We start from the raw sequence: 23,937 nt of genomic DNA, 5'->3' as shown, positions 1-23,937 counted from the left end.
TTTCAGACCCGGATAAAGGACAGATTGGAAAACCCATGAGCGATTTCGAATTCGATCCCCCGGCACCGGCATCCATTGCCATCCATGACAGCGAGAGCCGTTTCCCGGTGAGGCGCATATTCTGCGTCGGCCGAAACTACGCCGCCCATGCCCGTGAGATGGGCAAGGATCCGGACCGGGAGCCGCCGTTCTTTTTCACCAAGCCGGCGGACGCCGTGGTCGATAATGGCAGCACGATACCCTATCCGCCCGAGACCGAGGATTTCCACTACGAGATCGAGCTTGTCGTGGCGATCGGCCAGGATTGCGTAGATGTGCCGCAGGAAGCGGCCCTCGATATGGTCTGGGGTTATGGCGTGGGCATCGACCTTACCCGCCGCGATCTGCAACTGGCGGCGCGCGACAAGGGACGGCCCTGGGATTGGGGCAAGGCCTTCGATCTTTCCGCTCCCATCGCGCCCCTCCGCCGCGCCTCGCAGGTGGGTCATCCGTCGCAGGGGCGGATCTGGCTTGCGGTCAACGGTGCTAGCCGGCAGGAAGCGGATATTGCCGAGCTGATCTGGGATGTGCCGGAAATCGTTTCCATCCTGTCGCGCTCCATGTCGCTGAAGCGCGGCGATATCATCATGACGGGAACGCCTGCGGGTGTCGGCGCGATTGTGCCGGAAGACAAGGTGACCGGCGGTATCGACGGGCTGGGTGAGATCGCCATCGAGATCGTGGAGCCCGCGTCCGCCGCCCGGCGCGCGGGGAAGGCCGCATGAACCGGCCGATCCTGCATAATTATTTCAGAAGCTCCACTTCTTATCGCGTCAGGATCGCACTGGCGCTCAAGGGTGTGGACTATGATTACGAAGCGTTCCACCTGCGCAAGGGTGAGCAGCGGTCCGACCGTTTTCTCAGGCTCAACCCGCAGGGCCTCGTGCCGGCGCTCACCTGGACCGATGACGAGACCTATACGCAGTCGCTCGCGATCATCGAATTTCTGGAGGAGAAAATTCCGGAGCCGGCTTTGCTGCCGAAGGATGCCGAAGGGCGTCAGCGTGTGCGCAGCCTTGCGCAGATGATCGCCCTCGACATTCATCCGATCAATAATCTCAGGGTGCTGGCCTATCTCAAGGAGCATTTCGGCGCTGACGAAAAAGCGCAGGCCGCGTGGTTCCGGCATTGGGTGGCCGAGACCTTCGCGGCGCTGGAGCGCCGGCTTGCGACAGAGCCGGAAACCGGCCGCTTCTGCCACGGCGACAGCGTGACGCTGGCGGATATCTGCCTTGCGGCGCAGCTCGTCAACAACAGGCGTTTCGATGTGGATATGGAGGCCTATCCGCATATCGGCAGGATCGGGCAGGCGCTTTCGGAACTGGAGGCGTTCCGCAAGGCGGCGCCGGTCAATCAGCCGGATAACGAATAACGAAATTATGTTTTCAGGGAGGAGAACACAATGAAACGTTTCGCAGCGGCGGCCCTGTCCGCCTTGCTCATGAGCGGAACGGCGGGAGCACAGGAGCCGATCAAGATCGGCTTCATCACCACGCTGACCACGCCCGCCGCATCCATCGGCAACGATATGGTCGATGCCGTCAAGCTCGCGGTCGAACATTCCGGCGGCAAGATCGCCGGTCATCCGATTGAGGTCGTTTTCGAAGATGACGGGCTGAAGCCGGAACTCGGCCGCCAGAAGGCGGAGAAGCTGGTGCGCCAGGACGGCGTCGATATCGTCGCGGGTTTCATCTGGTCCAACGTGCTGATGGCGGCGCGCAAATCGGTGCTCGATTCCGGCAAGTTTCTGATCAGCACCAATGCCGGGCCTTCCGAGCTTGCCGGTAAGCTCTGCAGCCCCAATTTCTTTTCGCTGCGCGGTCAGAACGACATGGTGCCGATTGCGCTCGGCAAGGTCATGAACGAGCGCGGCGTGAAGAAGCTTTATGTGATGGCGCCCAACTATACCGCCGGCAAGGACATGGCCGCTGGGGTGGAAAGCAGCTTTGGCGGGGAAGTGGCTGGCCGCGATTTCACCAAATGGGGCGATGATCCGCAGCTCGATTTTTCGGCTGAGTTCGCAAAGGTGGCGGCATCGGGCGCGGACGCGCTTTTCGCCTTCTATCCCGGCCGCGCCGCGATTTTTGCGCGCCAGTTCGAACAATCGGGACTGAGCAAGAAGGTCAAGCTTTACAGCGTCTATACAATGGACCAGATCGCGCTGCCGAAGCTGCAGGAAGCGAAGATCGATGCTGTTCTGGGGACCAGCTCGGCGGATTACTGGTCGCCGGATCTTGCAACACCCGCCAACCAGCGCTTCGTTGCCGATTTCAAGGCGAAATATAACCGCGTGCCTTCGAACTACGCGGCGGCTGCCTATGATCTGATCCCCTATGTCAAAGCAGCGGTGGAGCAGGCGGGCGGCGATATCTCCGCGACCGATGCGGTGCGTGCGGCGCTCGCCAAGGCCGATTACGACTCCGTGCGTGGCCGCTACAAGCTTGCCCGCAATCATTTCCCCATCGACCGCTATCTCAGCCTTGAAGTCGCACCGGATGCGAACGGTGTCTGGAGCCTCAGGTCGGATGGTCTCGAAATGAAAGACCTGACCGATCCCTATGTGGATGCCTGCCGCAACGAGGGGTGAGACAACGTTTCGGCGGCACGGCTCTGGGAGGAGAAAATGGATATTATCCTGTTTGCCAATCAACTTCTGAACGGGGTTCAGCTCGGACTGATCCTGTTTCTGCTGGCCGCCGGCCTGTCACTGGTCTTCGGCATCATGGACTTCATCAATCTGGCGCATGGCGTTTTTTACATGATCGGCGCCTATATCTGCGCCACCGTCGCCATTGCGCTCGATTCCTTTGTGGTCGGCATGCTCATCGCCCTGCCGGCAACGCTGGCGGCCGGTTTCATCGCCGAATGGCTGATTGCCCGGCACTTCTACAAGCGCGATCATCTCGACCAGGTTCTGGCGACATTCGGCCTCGTGCTCTGCGCGGATACGGCGGTGAAATATCTCTGGGGGCCGGAAGGACTGTCGGTTCCCCTGCCGGCCTGGCTCAGCGGGCAGATCGCGCTTGGCGGCGTCACCCTGCCGTCCTACCGCCTCTTTATCGTTGTCGTTGCGGCTCTCGTGGCGATTGCGCTCTGGCAGGTCATCACCCGCACACGGGTTGGAATGATGGTGCGGGCATCCGCCTCCAATGAGGAAATGGCACGGGCGCTCGGCATAGAAACGCGCATGGTCTTCGCATTGGTGTTCGCCATCGGTGCGGTTCTGGCCGGCATCGGCGGCATCATGGTGGCCCCCATCACCGGTGCTTCTATCGGCATGGGCAACCAGATCGTCATATTGGCGCTGGTAGTGATCATCATCGGCGGCATCGGTTCGATTATCGGCGCCTTTATCGCCTCTCTCGGCGTCGGGCTGATCGATACGCTTGGGCGGGCCTATCTGCCGTCGCTGCTGAATGCGGTGTTTCCGCCGGAAGTCGCCTCTTCGGCGGGTCCGTCGCTCGCCTCCATCCTGATCTATCTCACCATGACCCTGGTGTTGATATTCCGGCCCGAGGGCCTCTTCCCGCCAGCAAGCAGGTGATGTGATGACAGAAACCACTTCGGTAATCACTCCATCAGTGCAGCCGACCGCAACGCGGGAGACCGCATCGGGCAGGGCGGTGGATCGCGACCTGCTGACGGCGATTGCCGTGCTCCTGCTTCTTGCCGTCGCGCCATCGGTGCTTTCGGCGCTCGGCCATGACTTCTGGGTGGAAGTGCTGCTGCGGGCGATGATCCTCGGCATTGCAGCCGTCAGCCTCAATTTCATCATCGGCCTCGGTGGGTTGGTCAGTCTCGGTCACGCGGCCTTTCTCGGCATCGGCGCTTATTCCGTCGGCATCCTCGCCGATTTCGACATCGATAACGGTGTCATCCAGTTGCTGGTCACGGTGTGCGTCAGCGGGCTTTTCGCCTGTCTGACCGGCCTCGTCGCGCTTAGAACGCGCGGTGTGCATTTCATCATGATCACGCTCGCCTTCGCGCAGATGGTTTATTTCACCATGATCGGCCTCAGGCAGTTCGGCGGCGATGACGGGCTGACGATCAATTATCCGAGCAGCTTCGGCACGGTAGTTGATCTCGGTGACAGGTCCATTCTTTATTACGTGGTGCTGGCGGTGCTGGCGCTTGTGATGCTGGGTTTCGCCCGTATCCGGCAATCCGATTTCGGCCTGCTCCTGAAGGCGGCGAAGGGCAATGAACGGCGGGTGAGGGCGGTCGGGTTCGATCCCTATCGCTATCGCCTCGCCGCCTATATCGCCGCTGGTGTGATCTGCGGCCTTGCCGGCTTCCTCGATGCGAATTTCACGAGTTTCGTGACACCGGAATCGATGAGCTGGACAAGTTCCGCCGAGCTTATCTTCATGGTCATCGTCGGCGGCGTGTCCACGGTGGCCGGTCCCGTCGTCGGGGCGCTGGTCTTTCTCCTGATCGAGGAATTTCTCGGCGGATTGACGGTCTACTGGCACTTCTGGTTCGGTCTTTTCCTGATCGCCGTCGTGCTTTTCGCCAAGGGTGGCCTCGTCGGTCTCATCTGTTCGGGGAGGCGCGCATGAACGCGGTGCTCGAGGTTCGCAATCTGCAAAAATTCTTCGGCGGCCTGCACGCCACCCGCAATCTCTCCATGTCGCTCGCCAAGGGCGAGCTTCATGCGGTGATCGGTCCCAATGGCGCGGGCAAGACGACGCTGATCAGCCAGCTTTTCGGAGAAATCCTGCCGACATCCGGCGCCGTGCTCATCAACGGTGTCGATGTCACCAACCGCCCCTCGCATGAGCGGGCGAGGCTCGGCATGGCGCGGTCGTTCCAGATCACGACGCTGGTTCGAGACCTCAGCGTCGGGGAAAACCTCATCCTGGCGCTTCTGGCAAGCGATGGCCATGCATTCCGCTTCTGGCGTCGGGTCGACCGCAATGCGGATTTGCAGGCGCGTGCGGCGCAGATGCTTGCGCTTATCGGCCTGAACGGCATGGATGTGTCGCGAAAAGTGGCCGATCTCAGCCATGGCGAGCAGCGCATGCTGGAGCTTGCCATCGCGCTTGCCGGCAATCCGGCGCTGGTTCTGCTCGACGAACCGATGGCCGGGCTTGGCTCGGAGGAAAGCCGGGCGATGACGCGGTTTCTCGCCGGCCTCAAGGGCCTCATCACCATACTTCTGGTCGAGCATGACATGGAGGCCGTGTTCGAACTGGCCGATCGGGTGACCGTGCTCGTACGCGGCGAGATCGTCGCCGTTGGAACGCCCGAAGACATCCGCAACGATACGCGGGTCCGGGAAGCCTATCTCGGGGAGGATGCCTGATGCTGAAAGTCCGCAATTTGACGAGCGGTTACGACCGCAGCCAGATCCTGTTCGACATGTCCTTCGAGGTCGATGCCGGCGAGGTGGTCTGCCTCATGGGCCGCAACGGCATGGGCAAGACGACGACCGTGCGGGCGCTGATGGGCCTGCTGCCGGCATGGGACGGGATGATCGAGTTCGAGGGCAAAAGGCTCGATGGCCTTTCGACCGCCCGCGTCGCCCGGACAGGGTTGGGCCTGGTGCCGGAGGGGCGGCAGGTTTTTCCAAACCTCACCGTGCATGAAAACCTGAAGGTGGCGGCCGCCAACCGCCGGGCGGAGCCGCAATGCTGGACGGTGGAGCGCATATATGAGCTTTTTCCAGGGCTTTCCGAGCGAAACGGTTCCTATGCCAATCTTCTTTCCGGAGGAGAGCAGCAGATGCTGGCAATCGGCCGGGCGCTGATGACCAACCCACGGCTGCTTATTCTCGATGAGGCGACGGAGGGACTGGCACCCGTCGTGCGCGACCAGATATGGCACTGCATCGCCCGCCTGCGGGAGTTGGGGCAATCCATCGTCGTCATCGACAAACACATCAAGCGGCTGCTTGGCGTTGCCGACAGGTTTTATGTGGTGGAAAAGGGTCGTGTCGTCTGGACGGGCGCACCGGAGAAGCTGCGCGCCGAGGAAGAAACGGTCAAGCAATATCTGAGCGTCTGATCCGTTTCGGCATTCGGGTCGAATGCCGGCGGAATTCGCTTCCGGCCGTCTCAATGCGAATGGCCCACAATTACCCCTTGAGCGCCGCCGCCGTCTTGCGCCGCGCGGCGCGGTCGGCGCACCAGGCATCCAGCAATGGCGCATAGGCCGCATCGCCGCTTTTCCAGATTTTATTGACGGCCATTCCCCGGATGAGATTGAGCGTCAAAGCGAGTTCCTCTTCCGCTTCGGACGGTGTGTAACCGGTCGCCACGAATGTCTCGATCCATGTCGCCTTCATGGCGCCGTGGAAATTTTCGAGAACCGGGCGCAGGCGTTCCATCAACACCTCGTCGGTTCGCGCGGTGATGACAACCTCAAGCGCGGCGATGAAGGGCCAGTCGAAATAGATCGACAGGCAGTCCTTCACATATTCCCGGAGTGGCTCGGGTGAGTTGCGCGCGGACAATGCCCGCTGGCGGCCAAGCTGCGCGGCAAGCTCGTAGGTGTGGCCCGTCGCGGCCACGACCAGATCGATCTTGGCGGGATAATGATGCACCCGCGCGCCGCTCGAGACGCCAGCCCGTTCATCGACCAGCGCCGTCGTCAGCCGTGCATTGCCCTGTTCGAAGAGCAGGTCGATCGTCGCCTGCAGGATTTTCTCCTTCGTTTCGGCGCTTCGTTCAGCCTGTGTGCGTCGCTTTTTCTGCATTGCCTGATGCCACTATCCTGTTGTGCCCCTGCGGGCTCTTGTATTCGCCATCTTCGCACTGTGCTCCGTCGCAAATTCCGGAGCTATTCCCGTATTCAATAGACGAAACTTTCCATAGCAGAGAATCTTTTTGTTGAAAACATACCGATTAAGCGGTATGTAAATGAGGCCGGAGAGGAGCCGGCACGGAGGGGAAAATGACAATCAAATATCTCGCGGCCGTTGCCGCCCTATTCAGCCTCACAGAGCCATTATCCGCACAGGAGCCGATCAGGATCGGCCTCGTTACCACGCTGACGACGCCGGCCGCCGTCATCGGGCGGGATGTCGAAGATGCGATCCGGCTGTCGGTCGATCATGCGGGCGGCAAGATCGCCGGCAGGCCCATTGCGCTTGTGGTCGAGGACGATGCCCTGAAGCCCGATGTTGGCCGCCAGAAGACCGAGAAGCTCGTGCGCCAGGACAAGGTCGATTTCATCACCGGCTATATCTGGTCGAATGTTCTGCTTGCCTCGCGCAAAAGCGCGCTCGATTCCGGCACGATCGTCATCAGCACGAATGCAGCGCCGTCCGATATGGCCGGAAAGCTGTGCAATCCGAATTTTTACAGCATGCGCGGGCAGGGCGACGTGATGTCCATGGCGCTCGGCGAAGAGCTCAACAAGCGCGGTGTCAACGCGATCTATACCATGGCGCCGAATTACGCCGCCGGGCAGGATGTCGTCAAAGGTCTGCTGAATACCTTCAAGGGCAAGGTCGTTGGCCAGGATTTCACCAAATGGGGTGACGATCCGCAGCTCGATTTTTCCGCCGAGTTCAGCAAGGTGGCCGCGAGCGGCGCGGAAGCGCTCTTTGCTTTCTATCCCGGTCGTTCCGCCGCCTTCATGACCCAGTTCGAGCAATCCGGCCTCAAGGGCAAGGTGAAGCTCTATACCGTCTATACGCTCGACCAGATCGCCCTGCCGGCGCTTCAGAAAGGCAATGCGACGGGTGCGCTCGGTTCCGTGTTGACGGATTATTGGTATCCCGATCTCGATACGCCCGAAAACCGGCGTTTCGTCGCCGACTTCCGGCAGAAATACGGGCGGGATCCCTCGAATTATGCCGCCGCCGCCTATGACGCCATCCAGCTTATCAAATCCGCCGTGGAAACCGCCAAGGGAGACCTTGAGAACAAGGCCGCCCTTCGCACCGCGCTGGAGGCGGCGGATTTCAAGTCCGTTCGCGGCAAGCTGATTTTCGGCAAGAACCATATGCCGCTCGATAATTATTACGCCCTCGAGGTGGAAGCGGGGCCGGAAGGCAAATGGCGCATGGGTTCGCCGCGCATCGCAATGGAGCGGGGCGAGGACCCTTACGTCTCCGCCTGCGATATGCCCGCCGTGAAGTAATCGCCGGCATTCCAGCATGACTGAAACCGCCCCGGCCGTGGCACCGGTCCGGGTCGAAGCGGCGGAGCCTACGCATTTTTCCCGCCTGCGCCAGAACCGCCTGCGCGGCGACCATATCAAGCATCATGAACAGGAAGGCTGATACCATGAAAAATCTGCAAGAACTGATCGATTCGAAACAGAACCTGGTCGACTATTTCTACAACGATACGATTTCCCAGTATCACAAATCGCGGACCAGCCTTTTTGCGACGCTGATCGCGCCGGAATATAGCAACTGGCGCGAAGAGCAGAGGGCCTGGCGTGAAAGCGCCGTTCTCTTCAACCAATCGCATCATATGCCGGTTCTTTATGTGAAAGGTCCGGACGCGCAAAAGCTTCTGAGCGACCTTTCCCCCTGCTCGTTCGCCAATCTTTCCACCGGTCGCGCCAAGCAATATATCGCCTGCACGCCGCGCGGCCACCATATCGGCGATTGCATCCTGAACTATTACGGCGAGGATGCGGGTTTCGAACTCATCAGCGGCATGCCGGTTCTGAACTGGGTTCGCTATAATGGCGAGACCGGCGGTTATAATGTCGAATTCCGTTTCGATCCGACCACACCCTACAGCCCGGACGGCAAACGCACGAAATATCGCTTCCAGATCGAAGGGCCGAACGCCCGCGATATTCTTGAAGAAATCTGCGAAGGCGGTTGGCCGGAAATCAAGTTCTTCCATACGGCCTATGTCACCATTGCCGGATGCAGGGTGCATGTGCTGCGCCATGGCATGGCGGGCCATGCCGGCGCGGAAATATCCGGCGCTTTCGCGGAGATGGATATCGTCCGCGACGCTATCCTCAAGGCGGGCGAAAAATACGGGCTGCTTCAGGCCGGCACCCGAACCTATTACAGCACGCCGCTCGAGGATGGCTGGATACCCTATCCGCTGCCCGGCATCTATTCCGGCGAGGAACTGCGTGCCTACCGCGAATGGCTTCCGGCCGATAGCTGGGAAGCGAATATGCAGCTTGGCGGCAGCCTCTACACCAGCAATATCGAGGATTATTACTGGACGCCCTGGGCGCTCGGTTATGAGCGGCTGGTGAAATTCGACCATGATTTTATCGGCCGGGAGGCGCTGGAAGCGCAGCTCAAGCAGCCGCGCCGGGTCAAGCGCGCGCTGCAATGGAACAAGGAAGATGTTCTCAAGATATTCGCCTCTCAACTGGGGGATGGTCCGATCTACAAGGCGATCGATATGCCGACCGCCTATTTCGGCTGGCCGCAGGCCGATGAAGTCCGTGCGAAAGACGGCAGGTTGATCGGCATGTCGCAATATTGCGGTTACAACATCAATGAGCGCGACATGATCTCGCTTTGCGGCATAGACGAGGCCTATGCGGATGTCGGCACCGAGGTCGTGCTGACATGGGGAGAAGTGAACGGCGGTTCGCGAAAGCCGCATGTGGAACGCCACGCGCAAACGACGATCAGGGCGAGGGTTTCGTCCATTCCATACTCCAAGGCGGCGCAGGAAAAGCTGCGTGCGGTGATCTAGCCCCGGGGCGGTTTCGCCCGCGCCTGTGTGGACCTTGAAATCGTGACCTCTTTCATTGCGGCGTGCCCGATGAAAGAGGTCGCCGGATATCAAAATCTTTCAATAATTCATGGAGTTCGGTATGCGCTGGCGGGTCCGGCAAGCCTGCCGCATTCTCTTCAGATCTCCCGGAGGACACATGGTGGCACTACTGGACCTGTTGAAAGGCAGACGCGGGGAGAAATCTCCCGATACGGCCCATCTGAAGGATATCGTTTCGGGATATTCCATTGAAGTGATGCCGAGAACGGCGGCAAAGATCGATGATTTCAAGGCTTTGCTACCGGCCGGCACGCGCGTTTACGTCGCCCATATAGAGGGAACGCCGATCGATGACATGGTGGCGACGGCAAGGCGTCTTCGTGAGGCCGGTTTTCCGGTCATGCCGCATTTTCCATCCCGCCTCATTGCGGATGCGGCGACGCTTGAAGAATGGATCACGCGCTATAAAAATGAGGCCGGTGTGGAGGAGGCCCTGCTTCTCGGCGGCGGTGTTACCACGCCGGCGGGAGATTTCGACAGTTCCATCCAGCTTCTCGAGACCGGCCTGTTCGACCGTCACGGTTTCAGGCGGCTGCATGTCGCCGGGCACCCGGAAGGCAATGGAGCGATTGACAGGGACGGTTCCACCCGCATCGTCGATAAAGCCTTGGCCCTCAAACAGGACTATTGCGAGCGCACGGATGCGGACATGGCCATCGTAACACAATTCGCCTTCGCCGCCCGCCCCGTGATCGCCTGGGCGGAGCGCATAGCCGCAGCCGGTATTGGCTTACCGATCCATGTCGGCATTGCCGGCCCGACCAAATTGCAGACGTTGATCAGATTTGCGATTGCCTGCGGCGTTGGCCCATCGCTTGCCGTGCTGCAAAGGCGCGCACTCGACCTCAGCCAGCTTCTGAAGCCTTACGAACCGGCGGAAGTCCTGACGGATATAGCGGATTATAAGGCGGCCCATCCACAAAGCCGCATTGCGCAGATACACGTCTTTCCGCTCGGCGGTATCACTGCCGGTGCCGACTGGATGAACGGCCAGTTGAGCGAGGAGGCGCGCGTCGTGACCTGATCTGCAGAGATTCCTGCCTATGACACAATCCAATGAACCTGCTTCAACAACGGAAAAACGAATGACATCCTATGTTCTGACCGTAGCCTGCAAATCGACCCGTGGCATTGTGGCTGCGATTTCCGGTTATCTGGCGGAAAAAGGCTGCAACATCGTCGACAGTTCGCAGTTCGACGACCTCGAGACCGGCAAGTTCTTCATGCGCGTCTCCTTCATCTCCGAAGAAGGCGCCACCCTTGAGGCCATCACCGACGGCTTCAAGCCGGTGGCGGAAAAATTCGGCATGGAGGCGGATATCTATCCGGACGGCCAGCGCATGAAGACGCTTTTGATGGTCTCCCGTTTCGGCCATTGCCTCAACGACCTGCTCTATCGCTGGAAGATCGGCGCATTGCCGATCGACATCGTCGGTGTCGTCTCCAACCATTTCGATTACCAGAAGGTCGTCGTCAACCACGACATTCCCTTCCACCACATCAGGGTGACGAAGGAGAATAAACCCAAAGCCGAAGCCCAGCTGATGGACCTGATCGAGACCAGCGGCACGGAACTCGTGGTGCTGGCGCGCTACATGCAGGTTCTGTCCGACGATATGTGCCGGAAGATGTCTGGCAAAATCATCAACATCCACCATTCCTTCCTGCCGAGCTTCAAGGGCGCCAACCCCTACAAGCAGGCCTATGAGCGCGGTGTGAAGCTGATCGGTGCCACGGCCCATTACGTCACCGCCGATCTCGACGAAGGCCCGATCATCGAGCAGGACACGGTGCGCATCACCCACGCACAGAGCGCCGACGATTATGCCTCGCTTGGCCGCGATGTCGAAAGCCAGGTGCTGGCCCGCGCCATCCACGCCCATATCCATCACCGCACCTTCATCAACGGCAACCGCACCGTCGTCTTCCCGCCAAGCCCGGGAAGTTATGCTTCCGAGCGGATGGGATAAACGCTGAAACGCAGTGCGCGTGGACAGGGTGCGACGACAAGCGCGCTATCTTTCGCCGGCCGGTTCGCACCAGCCGCTGCGGGCCATGGCTGAAAACCGTCCCTTGACATTGGTTTTTCGTTCGCTCTTCAATAAAACGAAAAAATTGAAAGAGGAGGGAGGGTGAAATGCTGCTCACACCGCGTCAGGATGAAATCGTTGCGCTGGCGAAAGCGAACGGGCGGGTGCTGGTCGACGAGCTGGCGGCGCGGTTCTCAGTCACTCCCCAGACGATCCGCAAGGACCTGAACGATCTCTGCGATACGCGGGTTCTGACCCGCATCCACGGCGGCGCGCTTTTTCCAAGCGGCAATGAAAACGTCAAATACGAGGCGCGTCGGGCGATCGCCTCTTCCGAAAAGCAGGCGATCGGCGCCGCCGCCGCCGCCCTCATCCCCAACAACTCGTCACTTTTCATCAATATCGGCACGACGACCGAAGCTGTGGGCGAAGCGCTGGCGGATCATCACGAGTTGATGGTCATCACCAACAACATCAATGTTGCCAACAGGTTGAGGGTCTTCCCCGGTATCGAGGTGGTGATTGCCGGCGGTGTCGTGCGCGGTTCCGATGGCGGTATCGTCGGCGAGGCGGCGGTGGATTTCATCCGTCAGTTCAAGGTGGATTTTGCGGTCATCGGCGTTTCGGCCATCGATGAGGATGGCGCTTTGCTGGATTTCGACTTTCGTGAGGTCAAGGTCGCGCAGGCAATCATCTCCAATGCACGCCATGTCATTCTGGTGTCGGATTCGCTCAAATTCGAGCGCACGGCTCCAGTTCGTATCGGCCATCTTTCCCAGGTGCATACTTTCATCACCGATCATTGTCCGGTGGATTCGATCCGCTCCATCTGTGCCGATCATGACGTCCGGTTGATCGAAACCGAGATGGTCGAGTCCTGATCGGGACGGCCTATGAATTTCGTTTGACATTCGTTTTATCTTCGAATTAGATGTCCGTGCTTTCAGTATATCGATGAGGAGAGCGTCGATGAAAGCGCGGGAGGATTTATGTCTGACGAGGCAATCCACGATATTTTCGTGATCGGCGGCGGTATCAATGGCTGCGGCATCGCGCGTGACGCCGTCGGCAGGGGCTATTCCGTCGCGCTTGCGGAAATGAACGATTTCGCCTCCGGCACCTCGTCCGCCGCCACCAAGCTTATCCATGGCGGTTTGCGTTATCTCGAACATTACGAGTTTCGTCTGGTGCGCGAAGCGCTGATGGAACGCGAGGTGCTGTGGGCCATGGCGCCGCACATCATTTGGCCCATGCGCTTCGTATTGCCGTTCCAGAAAGGTGGCGTGCGCCCGGCCTGGCTCGTGCGTCTCGGGCTGTTTCTGTACGACCATCTCGGCGGCCGCAAGCTTCTGCCCGCGACCCGCTCGCTCGATCTGCGCCGCGATCCCGCCGGGAAACCTTTGAAACCGATTTTTGCCCGCGCCTTCGAATATTCGGATGGCTGGGTGGATGATGCCCGCCTGGTGGTGCTGAATGCCCGCGACGCTGCCAATCGCGGCGCGCTCATCCTCAACCGCACGCAGGTGGTTTCGGCCCGACGCGAAGGCACCTTCTGGCATGTCGAAACGAAAAATGCGGCCGGAGAGGCCAAAACCTACCGGGCGCGCATGCTGGTGAATGCCGCGGGTCCCTGGGTGGACAAGGTGCTGTCCTCGGCGTTCGGCAAAAACAATGTCCATAATGTCCGCCTGGTGCAGGGCAGCCACATCATCGTGCGCAAGAAATTTTCCGATCCGCGTGCCTATTTTTTCCAGAATCCGGACGGGCGGATCATCTTCGCCATTCCCTATGAACAGGACTTTACGCTGATCGGCACGACGGATCGCGACTATACCGCCGACCCCCGGGCTGTTAAGATCAGCGACGAGGAGATCAGCTATCTTTGCAATGCGGCGAGCGAATATTTCGTTGAACCGGTGGAGCCGACGGATATCGTCTGGACCTATTCCGGCGTGCGCCCGCTGTTCGATGACGGAGCATCGAAAGCGCAGGAAGCGACCCGCGATTATGTGCTGAAAACCGAAGGGGCGGAAGGTGAAGCGCCGCTTCTCAATATTTTCGGCGGCAAGCTCACCACCTATCGGCGGCTTGCCGAACATGCTCTTGAAAAAATCGGCGATGCGCTGGGTGAAAAGGGTGCGCCATGGACGGCGGGCTCGCATTTGCCGGGTGGAAATTTCGGCGCCGAGGCCTACACCGCGGAAGTTTCGGCGCTGCGGTCGCGTTACCCCTTTCTTGAAGAGCGTCATGCGGAGCGGCTTGTGCGCTGCTACGGAACGGATGCGGCGGTGCTGATCGGCAATGCCACGGAGGCGGCGGCGCTGGGGCGGTATTTCGGCGGTACGCTGTACGAGGCTGAGGTTCGCTGGCTGATGGCGCGGGAATGGGCGCTGACAGCGGAGGACATTCTGTGGCGCCGCACCAAGCAGGGGCTCTTTTTTACCCTGGAAGAGGTGCGTGGGCTGGAGGATTATGTCGAAGACGTTGCAGGTGGGCGCTTAAGGGCAATCTGACGATCCGGATAAAAGCGGAGGAGGCTTTGGATCACCATGCTTGAATTGCGAAACGTCTCTAAGATGGTTGGCGGTGAATATCATATTCACCCGACTGATCTGACGTTGCAGCGCGGAAGCCTGAACGTCCTGCTTGGACCGACACTTTCGGGCAAGACGACGCTGATGCGGCTGATGGCCGGGCTGGACAAGCCGAGCGCCGGCTCGATCTTTTTCAATGGCGAAGATGTGACGGGATGGCCGGTGCAGAAGCGCAACGTCGCCATGGTCTATCAGCAGTTCATCAACTATCCGGCGCTCAGCGTTTACGAAAACATCGCCTCGCCCATGCGCGTTGCCGGCAAGGACCAGGCGACCATCGACAGGGAAGTGAGGAAAGCCGCCGAGCTTCTGAAGCTGACGCCTTATCTCGACCGCACGCCGCTCAATCTTTCCGGCGGTCAGCAGCAGCGCACAGCACTTGCCCGCGCCATCGTCAAAAACGCCAATCTGGTGCTGCTCGATGAGCCGCTGGCCAATCTCGATTACAAGCTGCGCGAAGAGCTGCGCGAGGAACTGCCGCGCATTTTCGCTGAATCCGGCGCCATCTTCGTTTATGCCACCACCGAACCTTCCGAGGCGCTGCTTTTGGGCGGCAATACCGCAACGCTCAACGAGGGCAGGGTAACGCAGTTCAGCCGCACCATCGAGGTTTACCGGCGTCCGGTGGATATCGTCACCGCGGAAATTTTTGCAGACCCGCCGCTCAACACCATCGAGGTCGTCAAGGCGGGCGCTGCATTCACCCGTGCCGACCAAGCGGTGATTGCGGTGCCCGCGCATCTTGCCGCCGTGCCGGATGGACCTTTGACCATCGCTTTCCAGCCGCATCATCTTTTCCCGCAGGTGAAGGGCGAGGCCCGCCAGTCGATCCGGGCGCGGACGCTGATTTCGGAAATCGCCGGATCGGAAAGCTTCGTGCATGTGGAATTTTCGGGTCGGCGCTGGGTCATGCTCGCGCATGGTATTCACGACATTGAGCCGGACAGGGACATAGAGCTGTTTCTCGATACAAAACACCTGATGGCCTTTGACGCGAATGGCCGCGCCATCGGCGAAGCGGCTTGAGGGAGATCGGTCATGGCACGCATCACGCTCGATCACATCCGCCACGCCTATAACGCAAAGGCGCAGGCTGCCGGCGACTATGCGCTGAAGGAAGTCCATCACGAATGGGAGGACGGCGGCGCCTATGCGCTGCTCGGTCCTTCCGGCTGCGGCAAGACCACGCTGCTCAACATCATTTCCGGGCTGCTGCGCCCCTCCGAAGGCCGCATCGCCTTTGATGGAACCGACGTGACGGATTTCGCCACGGAAGACCGCAATATCGCGCAGGTATTCCAGTTCCCGGTCGTCTACGACACGATGACGGTTTACGACAATCTGGCCTTTCCGCTGCGCAACCGGCATGTGCCGGAAGCCGAGGTCGACCGTCGGGTGCGGGAAATCCTCGAAATGACCGATCTTTCCGGCATGGCCAAACGTCATGCGCGTGGTTTGACGGCGGATCAGAAACAGAAGATCTCGCTGGCGCGCGGGCTGGTGCGGTCCGATGTCAACGCCATCCTCTTCGACGAGCCGCTGACGGTGATCGACCCGCATATGAAATGGGTGCTGCGCTCGCAGCTGAAACGGCTGCACCGGCAGTCCGGTTTCACCATGGTTTATGTCACCCATGACCAGACCGAAGCGCTGACCTTCGCCGACAAGGTTGTGGTCATGTATGACGGGCAGATTGTCCAGATCGGCACGCCGGCTGAGCTTTTCGAACGGCCGGGACATACCTTCGTCGGTTATTTCATTGGCTCGCCGGGCATGAACGTGCTGCCCGCCAGTATCGACGGTGCGACCGCCATGGTCGGCGGCCTTGGTGTGCCGCTGGCCGGTGCGCCAAAGGTTGACGGAGCGCAACGCATCGAGATCGGCATCCGCCCGGAATTCGTCCGGCTGGAACGGGGTGGCATGCCCATCACTGTCGACAAGGTCGAGGATATCGGTCGGCAGAAGATCGTGCGCGCCCGGTTCGCCGGCCAGAAACTCGCGATCGTCGTTGCCGAAGACGAGGAAATCCCGGCGGAAGCGGGTGTTCGCTTCGATCCGGCCGCCATCGGCGTCTTCGCCGACTCGTGGCGTGTAAAGATGGGGGCCTGACCATGGAAAAGAGCTGGAACAACAAGGCATGGTTCATGGTGCTGCCGGTGCTGGTGCTGGTCGCCTTTTCCGCCGTCATTCCGCTGATGACCGTCGTGAATTATTCGGTGCAGGATACGTTCGGCAACAACCAGTTCTTCTGGGCGGGAACGCAATGGTTCGAGGAAATTCTGGCCTCGGACCGTTTCTGGGATGCGCTGGGGCGCAACCTGCTGTTCTCCGGCATCATCCTGGCGATAGAAATTCCGCTCGGCATCTTCATCGCGCTCAAGATGCCGAAATCCGGCATCGGCGTGCCGATCTGCCTCGTTACCATGGCGCTGCCGCTGCTGGTGCCGTGGAATGTCGTCGGCACCATCTGGCAGGTTTTCGGCCGCAGCGATATCGGCCTGCTCGGTTATTACGCCAATCAGCTCGGGCTCGATTACAACTATGTCAACGATCCGGTCGATGCGTGGATCACCGTCGTCATCATGGATGTCTGGCACTGGACGAGCCTTGTCGTGCTTTTGTGCTATGCCAGCCTCGTTTCCATTCCGGACGCCTATTATCAGGCAGCAAGGATCGATGGCGCGTCGCGTTTTGCGGTGTTCCGTTACATCCAGCTGCCGAAGATGAAGCGGGTGCTGCTGATCGCTTTCCTGCTGCGTTTCATGGACAGTTTCATGATCTATACCGAGCCTTTCGTCGTCACCGGCGGCGGCCCGGGCAATTCCACCACCTTCCTGTCCATCGATCTCGTGAAGATGGCGCTCGGCCAGTTCGACCTCGGGCCGGCGGCGGCCATGTCGCTGATCTACTTCCTCATCATCCTGCTGCTGTCCTGGGTGTTCTACACCGTCATGACCAGCCACGACGCGGAGACTTGAGACATGAGCGCCTCGAATGTCACCACAAGCGTGGAGCGTAACGGCATCGGCAGTTCGCCGGTGAGAGCCACTGCGACGGGACGATCCGGCCTTGCCGTCAATGCGCGCCGTCGCCACCATGGGCCGTCGCGTTTTTCCTGGCTGGTGCCGACGATCTATATCCTGCTGCTGCTTGTTCCGATCTACTGGCTCGTCAATATGAGCTTCAAGACGAACACGGAAATCGTCTCCTCCATGACGCTTTATCCGCATCAGCCGACGTTGCAGAACTACCGGACGATCTTCACGGATTCATCCTGGTATTCGGGCTATATCAATTCGATCATCTATGTCGTCATGAACATGGTGATCTCGGTCGCGGTGGCGCTGCCGGCGGCTTACGCTTTCTCGCGTTATCGTTTTCTGGGCGACAAGCACCTGTTCTTCTGGCTTTTGACCAACCGCATGGCCCCGCCCGCCGTCTTCGCGCTGCCCTTCTTCCAGCTCTATTCGGCCTTCGGGCTGATCGACACGCATATCGCCGTGGCGCTGGCGCATTGCCTGTTCAACGTGCCGCTGGCGGTGTGGATTCTCGAAGGTTTCATGTCCGGCGTGCCGAAGGAAATCGACGAGACCGCCTATATTGACGGCTATTCCTTCCCGAAATTCTTCGTGAAGATTTTCATGCCGCTCATCGCTTCCGGCATCGGTGTCGCCTGCTTCTTCAGCTTCATGTTCTCGTGGGTCGAGCTTCTGATCGCCCGCACGCTGACGACGACGGACGCCAAGCCGATTGCCGCGACCATGACGCGCACCGTTTCGGCCGCCGGCATGGATTGGGGCCTGCTTGCCGCCGCCGGCGTGCTGACACTGATTCCCGGCGCGCTGGTGATCTGGTTCGTGCGCAATTACATCGCCAAGGGCTTTGCGCTCGGGAGGGTTTGACCATGACGAAGATGCCCGATTTTACCTGGATGGCGTGGACTTGGCAGACGGCGGCCTTTTTCGGCGCGATTGCGCTGCTGCTCATCGGCATGTGGTTCTGGGAATATCTCTCGCCCGGCGGCAATCCCCGCTTCGGCCTCTTGCGCTTCGAGACCACGCGCGGCGACAGGCTGTTCATCTCGCTGCTCGGCAGCGCCTTCATTCATCTCGCATGGCTCGGGCTGGTCGGCCCGAACCTGTGGTGGGCTCTCGCTCTATCCTTGGTTTACGCCATCGGCGTTTTCCGTTTTGTCTAGAGCAGGAAAACGGTGCGGCGGAGGAAAACCGCACCCGCAGACTTCATGCAATCGCAAACCCCTGGGAGGACTGATATGCGACGGCATCTGATGACGACGACGGCGGCCATGCTGCTGGCAATGACGGGTTCCGCTTTCGCCGGAATGGAGGAAGCAAAGCAGTTTCTGGACAAGGAAATCGGCGATCTTTCGTCGCTTTCGCGTGGCGATCAGGAAAAGGAGCTGCAATGGTTTGTCGATGCCGCGAAACCTTTCGCGGGCATGGAAATCAAGGTCGTTTCCGAATCTCTGACGACCCATGAATATGAATCCAAGGTTCTGGCTCCGGCCTTCACCGCCATTACCGGCATCAAGGTCACGCACGACCTGATCCAGGAAGGCGACGTCGTCGAAAAAATCCAGACCCAGATGCAGACCGGCCAGAACCTTTATGACGGCTGGGTCAACGACAGCGACCTTATTGGTACGCATTGGCGTTACCAGCAGGTGCGCAACCTGACCGACTTCATGGCCAATGAAGGCAAGGACGTCACCAATCCCGGCCTCGACCTTAAGGACTTCATCGGCAGCGCCTTTACGACGGCGCCGGACAAGAAGCTCTACCAGCTTCCCGATCAGCAGTTCGCGAATCTTTACTGGTTCCGTTACGACTGGTTCAACAACGAAAAGAACAAGGCCGACTTCAAGGCCAAATATGGTTATGACCTCGGCGTACCGGTCAACTGGTCGGCCTATGAGGATATTGCCGAATTCTTCACCGGCCGCGATGTCGACGGCAAGAAGGTCTTCGGCCATATGGATTACGGCAAGAAGGATCCCTCGCTCGGCTGGCGCTTCACCGATGCCTGGCTCTCCATGGCCGGCAACGGCGACAAGGGCTTGCCGAACGGTCTGCCGGTCGATGAATGGGGCATCAAGGTCAACGACAAGTCGCAGCCGGTCGGCTCCTGCGTGGCGCGCGGCGGCGATACCAACGGTCCGGCTTCGGTCTATTCCATCGAGAAATATCTCGAATGGCTGAAGAAATATGCGCCGCCGGAAGCACAGGGCATGACCTTCTCCGAATCCGGTCCGGTGCCGGCGCAGGGCAATATCGCCCAGCAAATCTTCTGGTACACGGCGTTTACCGCCGATATGGCCAAGCCCGGCCTGCCTGTCGTGAACGAGGACGGTTCGCCGAAATGGCGCGTCGCACCTTCGCCGCACGGCGTCTACTGGAAGGACGGCATGAAGCTCGGTTATCAGGACGTGGGTTCGTGGACGCTGATGAAATCCACCCCCGACGACCGCGCCAAGGCCGCGTGGCTCTATGCGCAGTTCGTGACCTCCAAGACCGTGGATGTGAAGAAGAGCCATGTGGGCCTGACCTTCATTCGCGACACCACCATCCACCACAAGAGCTTCACGGATCGGGCGTCCAAACTCGGCGGTCTCATCGAGTTCTATCGTTCGCCGGCCCGCGTGCAGTGGTCGCCGACCGGCACCAACGTTCCGGACTATCCGAAACTGGCGCAGCTGTGGTGGCAGGCGATCGGCGATGCTTCGTCGGGTGCGAAAACCGCGCAGGCCGCGATGGACTCTCTCTGCGCCGAGCAGGAAAAGGTCATGAGCCGTCTGGAACGCGCCGGCGTGCAGGGCGATATCGGCCCGAAACTGGCGGAAGAGCACGATATCGAATACTGGAACAAGGATGCCGTTTCGAAGGGCAATCTGGCGCCGCAGTTGAAGATTGCCAACGAAAAGGAAAAGCCGGTCACCGTCAATTACGACGAACTGGTCAAAAGCTGGCAGAAGTGATGTCTGCGTAAAATCTGAAACCGGGGCGGCTTGCCGCCCCGGTCATTGCGTCTGAAAGGGAGTGGCATGATGGGCGGTTATATTCTGGCGATCGATCAGGGAACGACATCGACACGGTCGATGGTCTTTGATCGCGACATGCGGGTCATCGGTGTCGGACAGCGAGAATTTCCGCAACATTTCCCGGCCTCCGGCTGGGTCGAACACGATGCCGAGGATATCTGGAAAAGCGTGCTCGAAACCATCCGGCTGGCGCTTGCCGATGCCGGCATCGCCGCCTCCGATATCGAGGCGATCGGCATTACCAACCAGCGCGAAACGACGGTGCTGTGGGACCGGAACACGGGCGAGGCCGTGCATCGGGCCGTGGTCTGGCAGGATCGCCGCGCCGCTCCCGTCTGCGAGGATTTAAAAAAAAGGGGGCTGGAGCCGCTTTTTTCGAAAAAGACCGGTCTGCTGCTCGATCCGTATTTTTCCGGCACGAAGCTGAAATGGCTTCTCGATAGTGTCAGCGGCCTTCGCGAAAAAGCCGTGAAGGGCGAGATCTGCTTCGGTACCGTCGACAGTTTCCTGATCTACCGTCTCACCGGCGGCCGTCGCCATGTGACCGACGCCACCAATGCCTCGCGAACGCTGATCTATAATATCGAGGAAAATACATGGGACGATGAACTTCTGTCGATCCTCGACATTCCCCGCGCCATGCTGCCGGAGGTGCTAGATTGCGCCGCCGATTTCGGCGTGACCGACAAGTCGCTGCTGGGCGCGAAAATTCCGATCCTCGGTGTAGCCGGCGACCAGCAGGCAGCGGTGATCGGCAATGCCTGCTTCGAGCCGGGCATGATGAAATCCACCTACGGCACGGGCTGCTTTGCGTTGCTCAATACCGGCACGGATCGCGTCGCCTCCACCAACCGGCTGCTGACGACCATCGCTTACCGTCTCGACGGCGTCACCACCTATGCGCTGGAAGGCTCGATCTTCATTGCCGGTGCCGCCGTGCAATGGCTGCGCGATGAGCTCGGTTTCATCTCGGTCGCTTCCGAGGTCAGCGCGCTTGCGGAAAAGGCTGACGCCAATCAGCGTGTCTATCTGGTTCCGGCCTTCACCGGCCTTGGCGCACCCTATTGGGACGCGGAGGCGCGTGGCGCGATTTTCGGGCTGACGCGTGGCACCGGTCCGGCGGAATTCGCCCGCGCGGCGCTGGAAAGCGTCGCCTATCAGACCTTCGACCTGCTGGACGCCATGCGCAAGGACTGGGCGGGTGACAATGGCAAGACGGTGCTCCGGGTCGATGGTGGCATGGTCGCTTCCGATTGGACCATGCAACGGCTGGCGGATATTCTTGCGGCGCCGGTCGACCGGCCGGTCTTCCTGGAAACGACCATTCTCGGAGCGGCCTGGCTTGCCGCCTCGCGTGCCGGCATCTGGCCGGATCGCAAGGCCTTTGCTGAACATTGGCGGCGTGACCGCCGTTTCAGCCCCGCAATGGAAGAGGCTAAACGGAAAGACGCCATTGCCGGCTGGCGTGACAGCGTCGGCCGCTGCCTGTCGCGGCGGAAGAATTGAACAGGCTATACGAAACTGCCGGGTGCGATGCTCTTGCTGGAAACGAGATCGGAAAGGGCGCGCACCAGCTTCGCATCCGCGCCCTTGCTCGGCTGAAGCACGAATTCCACGTCCTCCAGCGGCGGTAGCACGCCTGCGGCAATCTCCTTCAGGCCTGCCGGCGCCATGCTGCGTGGCTGCACCAGAATGCCCATGCCCGCCCTTGCTGCGGCGGTCAGCCCGCTGAGACTGCCGCAGGTGCAGACGATCCGCCAGGCGAGACCGGCCCGGTCGAGCGCCTCCTGCGCCGCCTTTCGGGTGATGCTCGGCGGCGGAAAGGCAATCAGCGGCAGGGCGTCCGGCTGGTTCAGCATCCGCTCCGGGTCGCGCGCCAGCCATACGAGCGGTTCGCGGTAGAGAAAGTGACCGAGCTTGTCGCCGAGACGGCGTTTGGCGAGCACCACATCCAGTTCGCCATTGTCCTGCATCTGGTAAAGCACGCCGCTCAACGAGACCGTCAGTTCCAGATCCACGAGGGGATAAAGGCGGATGAACTCTTCCAGAATGGCGGTCAGCCGGCTGGCGACGAAATCTTCCGAAACGCCAAGCCTCAACCGTCCGCGCAGACGGTTCTCGCTGAATAGCGATGACACCTTGCTGTCGATTTCCAGCATGTTGCGGGCGTAACCCAGCAGCGCCTCACCTTCGCCCGTCAGTTTCACCTGATGGGTGCTGCGGGCAATCAGCCGGCGGCCAAGTGTGGCCTCAAGCCTTTGAATATGCTGGCTGACAGTGGACTGGCCAATCCCCAGCCGTTCGGCCGCCAGCGTGAAGCTGCCGGTCTGCTGAAGCATCACGAAGCTGGCAAGATGTTGAAGGTTCAGCATTATCCTGAATCGCGATAACTGTTAATCTTTGCATCGGAATTCATGATGAGCGATAGTAGCGCGCGTTTCAAGCAAAACCGATGCCGGAAAGATCTCCCATGACCCGCTTCCTACCTGATCGCTTCACCATGATGCTGGTGGCCACCGTGATTTTGGCCTCCATTTTGCCGATCAGCGGTGAGCCGGCGGAGTACTTCGGGCTGGCGACAAAACTCGCGATCGCTTTGTTGTTCTTCCTCCACGGCGCGCGGCTTTCCCGGGATGTGGTGATTGCCGGTATCCTGCACTGGCGCCTGCATCTGGCGATCCTTCTCGTGACCTTCGGCCTGTTCCCGCTGCTCGGTGTGGCAATCGGCTTAATTCCCGAGAATATTCTGCCTGCGCCGCTTTATATGGGCGTGTTGTTCCTCTGCGTCCTGCCATCCACCGTGCAGTCCTCCATTGCCTTCACCTCCATGGCGGGCGGAAACGTGCCGGCTGCGATCTGTTCGGCCTCCGCTTCGAATATTTTCGGCATGTTCCTGACCCCGCTGCTGGTCGGCCTGCTGTTTACGGTGGGCGGCCACGGCGGTGGATTTTCGCTGGATGCGTTCCTGCAAATCTTCCTGCAGCTGCTTCTGCCCTTCATCGTCGGTCAGGTGCTGCAGCCGTGGATTGGCGACTGGATCAGGGCGCGCAAGAAATTGCTGGCTCCGGTCGATCGCGGCTCCATCCTGATGGTCGTTTATCTGGCTTTTTCCGATGCGGTCATCGAAGGCATCTGGCACACGTTTTCGCTCAGGGATATCGGCGTGGTCATCGTCATCAATATCCTGCTGCTGGCGCTTGTCCTGTGCGTGACGATGTTCGGCAGCCGTTTGCTGGGTTTCGACAAGGCCGATGAAATCACCATCACCTTCTGCGGCTCGAAAAAGAGCCTCGCCAGCGGCGTGCCGATGGCAGGCGCCATCTTCGCCGGCCAGAGCATCGGCGCGATTGTTCTGCCGATCATGCTTTTCCACCAGATTCAGCTGATGGTCTGCGCGGTTCTGGCCCAGCGTTACGCGCGCAAGGCCCATGAAAAAGCGGCGATGCCGGAACCGGTTGCCACGGAAGGCGCGGCTGCTTCCAGCCGCTGACGCGAGGGTTCTC

At 60.0% G+C, this 23,937-nt stretch carries 24 protein-coding genes; 22 read left to right on the top strand and 2 right to left on the bottom strand.

Annotated elements, in window-relative coordinates; genetic code table 11:
• Positions 1 to 35: 35 nt before the first annotated feature.
• The 7 genes from FGF54_RS20130 to FGF54_RS20100 are packed head-to-tail and all read left to right on the top strand — an operon-like array spanning position 36 to position 6,045.
• Positions 36 to 764: a fumarylacetoacetate hydrolase family protein gene (locus FGF54_RS20130; RefSeq protein WP_142780903.1), complete on the top strand. Its 729-nt coding sequence runs from the start codon at positions 36 to 38 to the stop codon at positions 762 to 764.
• Positions 761 to 1,411 (top strand): maleylacetoacetate isomerase, encoded by a 651-nt coding sequence (gene maiA, locus FGF54_RS20125; RefSeq protein ID WP_142780902.1) that lies wholly within the window; start codon positions 761 to 763, stop codon positions 1,409 to 1,411. The genes FGF54_RS20130 and maiA overlap by 4 nt, the downstream gene beginning before the upstream one ends.
• 30 nt (positions 1,412 to 1,441) lie before the next feature.
• The gene (locus FGF54_RS20120; RefSeq protein WP_142780901.1) at positions 1,442 to 2,626 is read left to right on the top strand and encodes an ABC transporter substrate-binding protein; all 1,185 of its coding nucleotides are present in this window, start codon (positions 1,442 to 1,444) and stop codon (positions 2,624 to 2,626) included.
• Between the two features lie 42 nt (positions 2,627 to 2,668).
• A complete protein-coding gene (locus FGF54_RS20115) occupies positions 2,669 to 3,583 on the top strand; it encodes a branched-chain amino acid ABC transporter permease (RefSeq protein WP_168208243.1) in 915 nt (304 codons plus the stop codon).
• 4 nt (positions 3,584 to 3,587) lie between these two features.
• Positions 3,588 to 4,598 carry a branched-chain amino acid ABC transporter permease gene (locus FGF54_RS20110; protein WP_142780899.1) on the top strand — a complete coding sequence of 337 codons (1,011 nt, stop codon included), beginning with the start codon at positions 3,588 to 3,590 and terminating at the stop codon, positions 4,596 to 4,598.
• Positions 4,595 to 5,344, top strand: coding sequence for an ABC transporter ATP-binding protein (locus FGF54_RS20105; protein ID WP_142780898.1), 750 nt, complete (start codon positions 4,595 to 4,597; stop codon positions 5,342 to 5,344). Before FGF54_RS20110 ends, FGF54_RS20105 begins: the two co-directional genes overlap by 4 nt.
• Positions 5,344 to 6,045: an ABC transporter ATP-binding protein gene (locus FGF54_RS20100; protein WP_142780897.1), complete on the top strand. Its 702-nt coding sequence runs from the start codon at positions 5,344 to 5,346 to the stop codon at positions 6,043 to 6,045. Before FGF54_RS20105 ends, FGF54_RS20100 begins: the two co-directional genes overlap by 1 nt.
• 70 nt (positions 6,046 to 6,115) lie before the next feature.
• Here FGF54_RS20100 and FGF54_RS20095 read toward each other — a convergent pair whose 3' ends face one another.
• Positions 6,116 to 6,736 (bottom strand): TetR/AcrR family transcriptional regulator, encoded by a 621-nt coding sequence (locus FGF54_RS20095; RefSeq protein WP_142780896.1) that lies wholly within the window; start codon positions 6,734 to 6,736, stop codon positions 6,116 to 6,118.
• A gap of 197 nt (positions 6,737 to 6,933) precedes the next feature.
• On the opposite strand from FGF54_RS20095, the gene FGF54_RS20090 reads away from it, so the two are divergent.
• The 14 genes from FGF54_RS20090 to glpK all read left to right on the top strand — a co-directional run bounded on the left by FGF54_RS20090 (position 6,934) and on the right by glpK (position 21,940).
• Positions 6,934 to 8,127, top strand: a complete 1,194-nt coding sequence (locus tag FGF54_RS20090) for an ABC transporter substrate-binding protein (protein ID WP_142780895.1) — start codon at positions 6,934 to 6,936, stop codon at positions 8,125 to 8,127.
• Between the two features lie 16 nt (positions 8,128 to 8,143).
• On the top strand, positions 8,144 to 8,269 hold the full coding sequence (locus FGF54_RS27745) for a hypothetical protein (protein ID WP_256366674.1): 126 nt from the start codon (positions 8,144 to 8,146) through the stop codon (positions 8,267 to 8,269).
• Between the two features lie 4 nt (positions 8,270 to 8,273).
• Entirely contained in the window at positions 8,274 to 9,671 is a 1,398-nt protein-coding gene (locus FGF54_RS20085; protein WP_246667002.1) for an aminomethyl transferase family protein, read from the top strand.
• 178 nt (positions 9,672 to 9,849) lie between these two features.
• Positions 9,850 to 10,776 carry a methylenetetrahydrofolate reductase gene (locus FGF54_RS20080; RefSeq protein WP_246667001.1) on the top strand — a complete coding sequence of 309 codons (927 nt, stop codon included), beginning with the start codon at positions 9,850 to 9,852 and terminating at the stop codon, positions 10,774 to 10,776.
• 61 nt (positions 10,777 to 10,837) lie between these two features.
• The gene (gene purU / locus FGF54_RS20075) at positions 10,838 to 11,722 is read left to right on the top strand and encodes a formyltetrahydrofolate deformylase (RefSeq protein ID WP_142780893.1); all 885 of its coding nucleotides are present in this window, start codon (positions 10,838 to 10,840) and stop codon (positions 11,720 to 11,722) included.
• Between the two features lie 167 nt (positions 11,723 to 11,889).
• Positions 11,890 to 12,663: a DeoR/GlpR family DNA-binding transcription regulator gene (locus FGF54_RS20070; protein WP_020812079.1), complete on the top strand. Its 774-nt coding sequence runs from the start codon at positions 11,890 to 11,892 to the stop codon at positions 12,661 to 12,663.
• A 108-nt stretch (positions 12,664 to 12,771) separates the two neighbouring features.
• Positions 12,772 to 14,295 carry a glycerol-3-phosphate dehydrogenase gene (locus FGF54_RS20065; protein ID WP_142780892.1) on the top strand — a complete coding sequence of 508 codons (1,524 nt, stop codon included), beginning with the start codon at positions 12,772 to 12,774 and terminating at the stop codon, positions 14,293 to 14,295.
• 36 nt (positions 14,296 to 14,331) lie between these two features.
• On the top strand, positions 14,332 to 15,402 hold the full coding sequence (locus FGF54_RS20060; protein WP_142780891.1) for an ABC transporter ATP-binding protein: 1,071 nt from the start codon (positions 14,332 to 14,334) through the stop codon (positions 15,400 to 15,402).
• A 12-nt stretch (positions 15,403 to 15,414) separates the two neighbouring features.
• Positions 15,415 to 16,485, top strand: coding sequence for an ABC transporter ATP-binding protein (locus FGF54_RS20055; protein WP_059758107.1), 1,071 nt, complete (start codon positions 15,415 to 15,417; stop codon positions 16,483 to 16,485).
• 2 nt (positions 16,486 to 16,487) lie between these two features.
• Positions 16,488 to 17,354 carry a carbohydrate ABC transporter permease gene (locus FGF54_RS20050; protein ID WP_003519739.1) on the top strand — a complete coding sequence of 289 codons (867 nt, stop codon included), beginning with the start codon at positions 16,488 to 16,490 and terminating at the stop codon, positions 17,352 to 17,354.
• 3 nt (positions 17,355 to 17,357) lie between these two features.
• Positions 17,358 to 18,278 (top strand): carbohydrate ABC transporter permease, encoded by a 921-nt coding sequence (locus FGF54_RS20045; protein ID WP_035261093.1) that lies wholly within the window; start codon positions 17,358 to 17,360, stop codon positions 18,276 to 18,278.
• 2 nt (positions 18,279 to 18,280) lie between these two features.
• Positions 18,281 to 18,574, top strand: coding sequence for a DUF2160 domain-containing protein (locus tag FGF54_RS20040; RefSeq protein WP_142780890.1), 294 nt, complete (start codon positions 18,281 to 18,283; stop codon positions 18,572 to 18,574).
• Positions 18,575 to 18,649: 75 nt separating this feature from the next.
• Positions 18,650 to 20,371, top strand: coding sequence for an ABC transporter substrate-binding protein (locus tag FGF54_RS20035; RefSeq protein WP_003519735.1), 1,722 nt, complete (start codon positions 18,650 to 18,652; stop codon positions 20,369 to 20,371).
• Between the two features lie 69 nt (positions 20,372 to 20,440).
• A complete protein-coding gene (gene glpK / locus FGF54_RS20030; protein ID WP_142781586.1) occupies positions 20,441 to 21,940 on the top strand; it encodes a glycerol kinase GlpK in 1,500 nt (499 codons plus the stop codon).
• 5 nt (positions 21,941 to 21,945) lie between these two features.
• Here the strand turns inward: glpK and FGF54_RS20025 are convergent, their stop codons facing one another.
• Positions 21,946 to 22,806 carry a LysR family transcriptional regulator gene (locus tag FGF54_RS20025; protein ID WP_142780889.1) on the bottom strand — a complete coding sequence of 287 codons (861 nt, stop codon included), beginning with the start codon at positions 22,804 to 22,806 and terminating at the stop codon, positions 21,946 to 21,948.
• A gap of 98 nt (positions 22,807 to 22,904) precedes the next feature.
• Between FGF54_RS20025 and FGF54_RS20020 the strand changes: the two genes are divergently transcribed.
• Entirely contained in the window at positions 22,905 to 23,924 is a 1,020-nt protein-coding gene (locus FGF54_RS20020; protein WP_142780888.1) for a bile acid:sodium symporter family protein, read from the top strand.
• The last annotated feature ends 13 nt before the right edge of the window (positions 23,925 to 23,937 follow it).

The organism is Agrobacterium sp. T29 (assembly GCF_006970545.1).
Lineage (GTDB): Bacteria > Pseudomonadota > Alphaproteobacteria > Rhizobiales > Rhizobiaceae > Agrobacterium > Agrobacterium leguminum.
Note: the sequence above shows the minus strand (reverse complement) of the source record. Positions and strands in the feature narration are given on the sequence as shown.

Coding starts and splice junctions, on each gene's coding strand:
- FGF54_RS20130 (WP_142780903.1), top strand. CDS start 36: ATGAGCGATTTCGAATTCGATCCCCCGGCACCGGCATCCATTGCCATC.
- maiA (WP_142780902.1), top strand. CDS start 761: ATGAACCGGCCGATCCTGCATAATTATTTCAGAAGCTCCACTTCTTAT.
- FGF54_RS20120 (WP_142780901.1), top strand. CDS start 1,442: ATGAAACGTTTCGCAGCGGCGGCCCTGTCCGCCTTGCTCATGAGCGGA.
- FGF54_RS20110 (WP_142780899.1), top strand. CDS start 3,588: ATGACAGAAACCACTTCGGTAATCACTCCATCAGTGCAGCCGACCGCA.
- FGF54_RS20105 (WP_142780898.1), top strand. CDS start 4,595: ATGAACGCGGTGCTCGAGGTTCGCAATCTGCAAAAATTCTTCGGCGGC.
- FGF54_RS20100 (WP_142780897.1), top strand. CDS start 5,344: ATGCTGAAAGTCCGCAATTTGACGAGCGGTTACGACCGCAGCCAGATC.
- FGF54_RS20095 (WP_142780896.1), bottom strand. CDS start 6,736: ATGCAGAAAAAGCGACGCACACAGGCTGAACGAAGCGCCGAAACGAAG.
- FGF54_RS20090 (WP_142780895.1), top strand. CDS start 6,934: ATGACAATCAAATATCTCGCGGCCGTTGCCGCCCTATTCAGCCTCACA.
- FGF54_RS27745 (WP_256366674.1), top strand. CDS start 8,144: ATGACTGAAACCGCCCCGGCCGTGGCACCGGTCCGGGTCGAAGCGGCG.
- FGF54_RS20085 (WP_246667002.1), top strand. CDS start 8,274: ATGAAAAATCTGCAAGAACTGATCGATTCGAAACAGAACCTGGTCGAC.
- FGF54_RS20080 (WP_246667001.1), top strand. CDS start 9,850: ATGGTGGCACTACTGGACCTGTTGAAAGGCAGACGCGGGGAGAAATCT.
- purU (WP_142780893.1), top strand. CDS start 10,838: ATGACATCCTATGTTCTGACCGTAGCCTGCAAATCGACCCGTGGCATT.
- FGF54_RS20070 (WP_020812079.1), top strand. CDS start 11,890: ATGCTGCTCACACCGCGTCAGGATGAAATCGTTGCGCTGGCGAAAGCG.
- FGF54_RS20065 (WP_142780892.1), top strand. CDS start 12,772: ATGTCTGACGAGGCAATCCACGATATTTTCGTGATCGGCGGCGGTATC.
- FGF54_RS20060 (WP_142780891.1), top strand. CDS start 14,332: ATGCTTGAATTGCGAAACGTCTCTAAGATGGTTGGCGGTGAATATCAT.
- FGF54_RS20055 (WP_059758107.1), top strand. CDS start 15,415: ATGGCACGCATCACGCTCGATCACATCCGCCACGCCTATAACGCAAAG.
- FGF54_RS20050 (WP_003519739.1), top strand. CDS start 16,488: ATGGAAAAGAGCTGGAACAACAAGGCATGGTTCATGGTGCTGCCGGTG.
- FGF54_RS20045 (WP_035261093.1), top strand. CDS start 17,358: ATGAGCGCCTCGAATGTCACCACAAGCGTGGAGCGTAACGGCATCGGC.
- FGF54_RS20040 (WP_142780890.1), top strand. CDS start 18,281: ATGACGAAGATGCCCGATTTTACCTGGATGGCGTGGACTTGGCAGACG.
- FGF54_RS20035 (WP_003519735.1), top strand. CDS start 18,650: ATGCGACGGCATCTGATGACGACGACGGCGGCCATGCTGCTGGCAATG.
- glpK (WP_142781586.1), top strand. CDS start 20,441: ATGGGCGGTTATATTCTGGCGATCGATCAGGGAACGACATCGACACGG.
- FGF54_RS20025 (WP_142780889.1), bottom strand. CDS start 22,806: ATGCTGAACCTTCAACATCTTGCCAGCTTCGTGATGCTTCAGCAGACC.
- FGF54_RS20020 (WP_142780888.1), top strand. CDS start 22,905: ATGACCCGCTTCCTACCTGATCGCTTCACCATGATGCTGGTGGCCACC.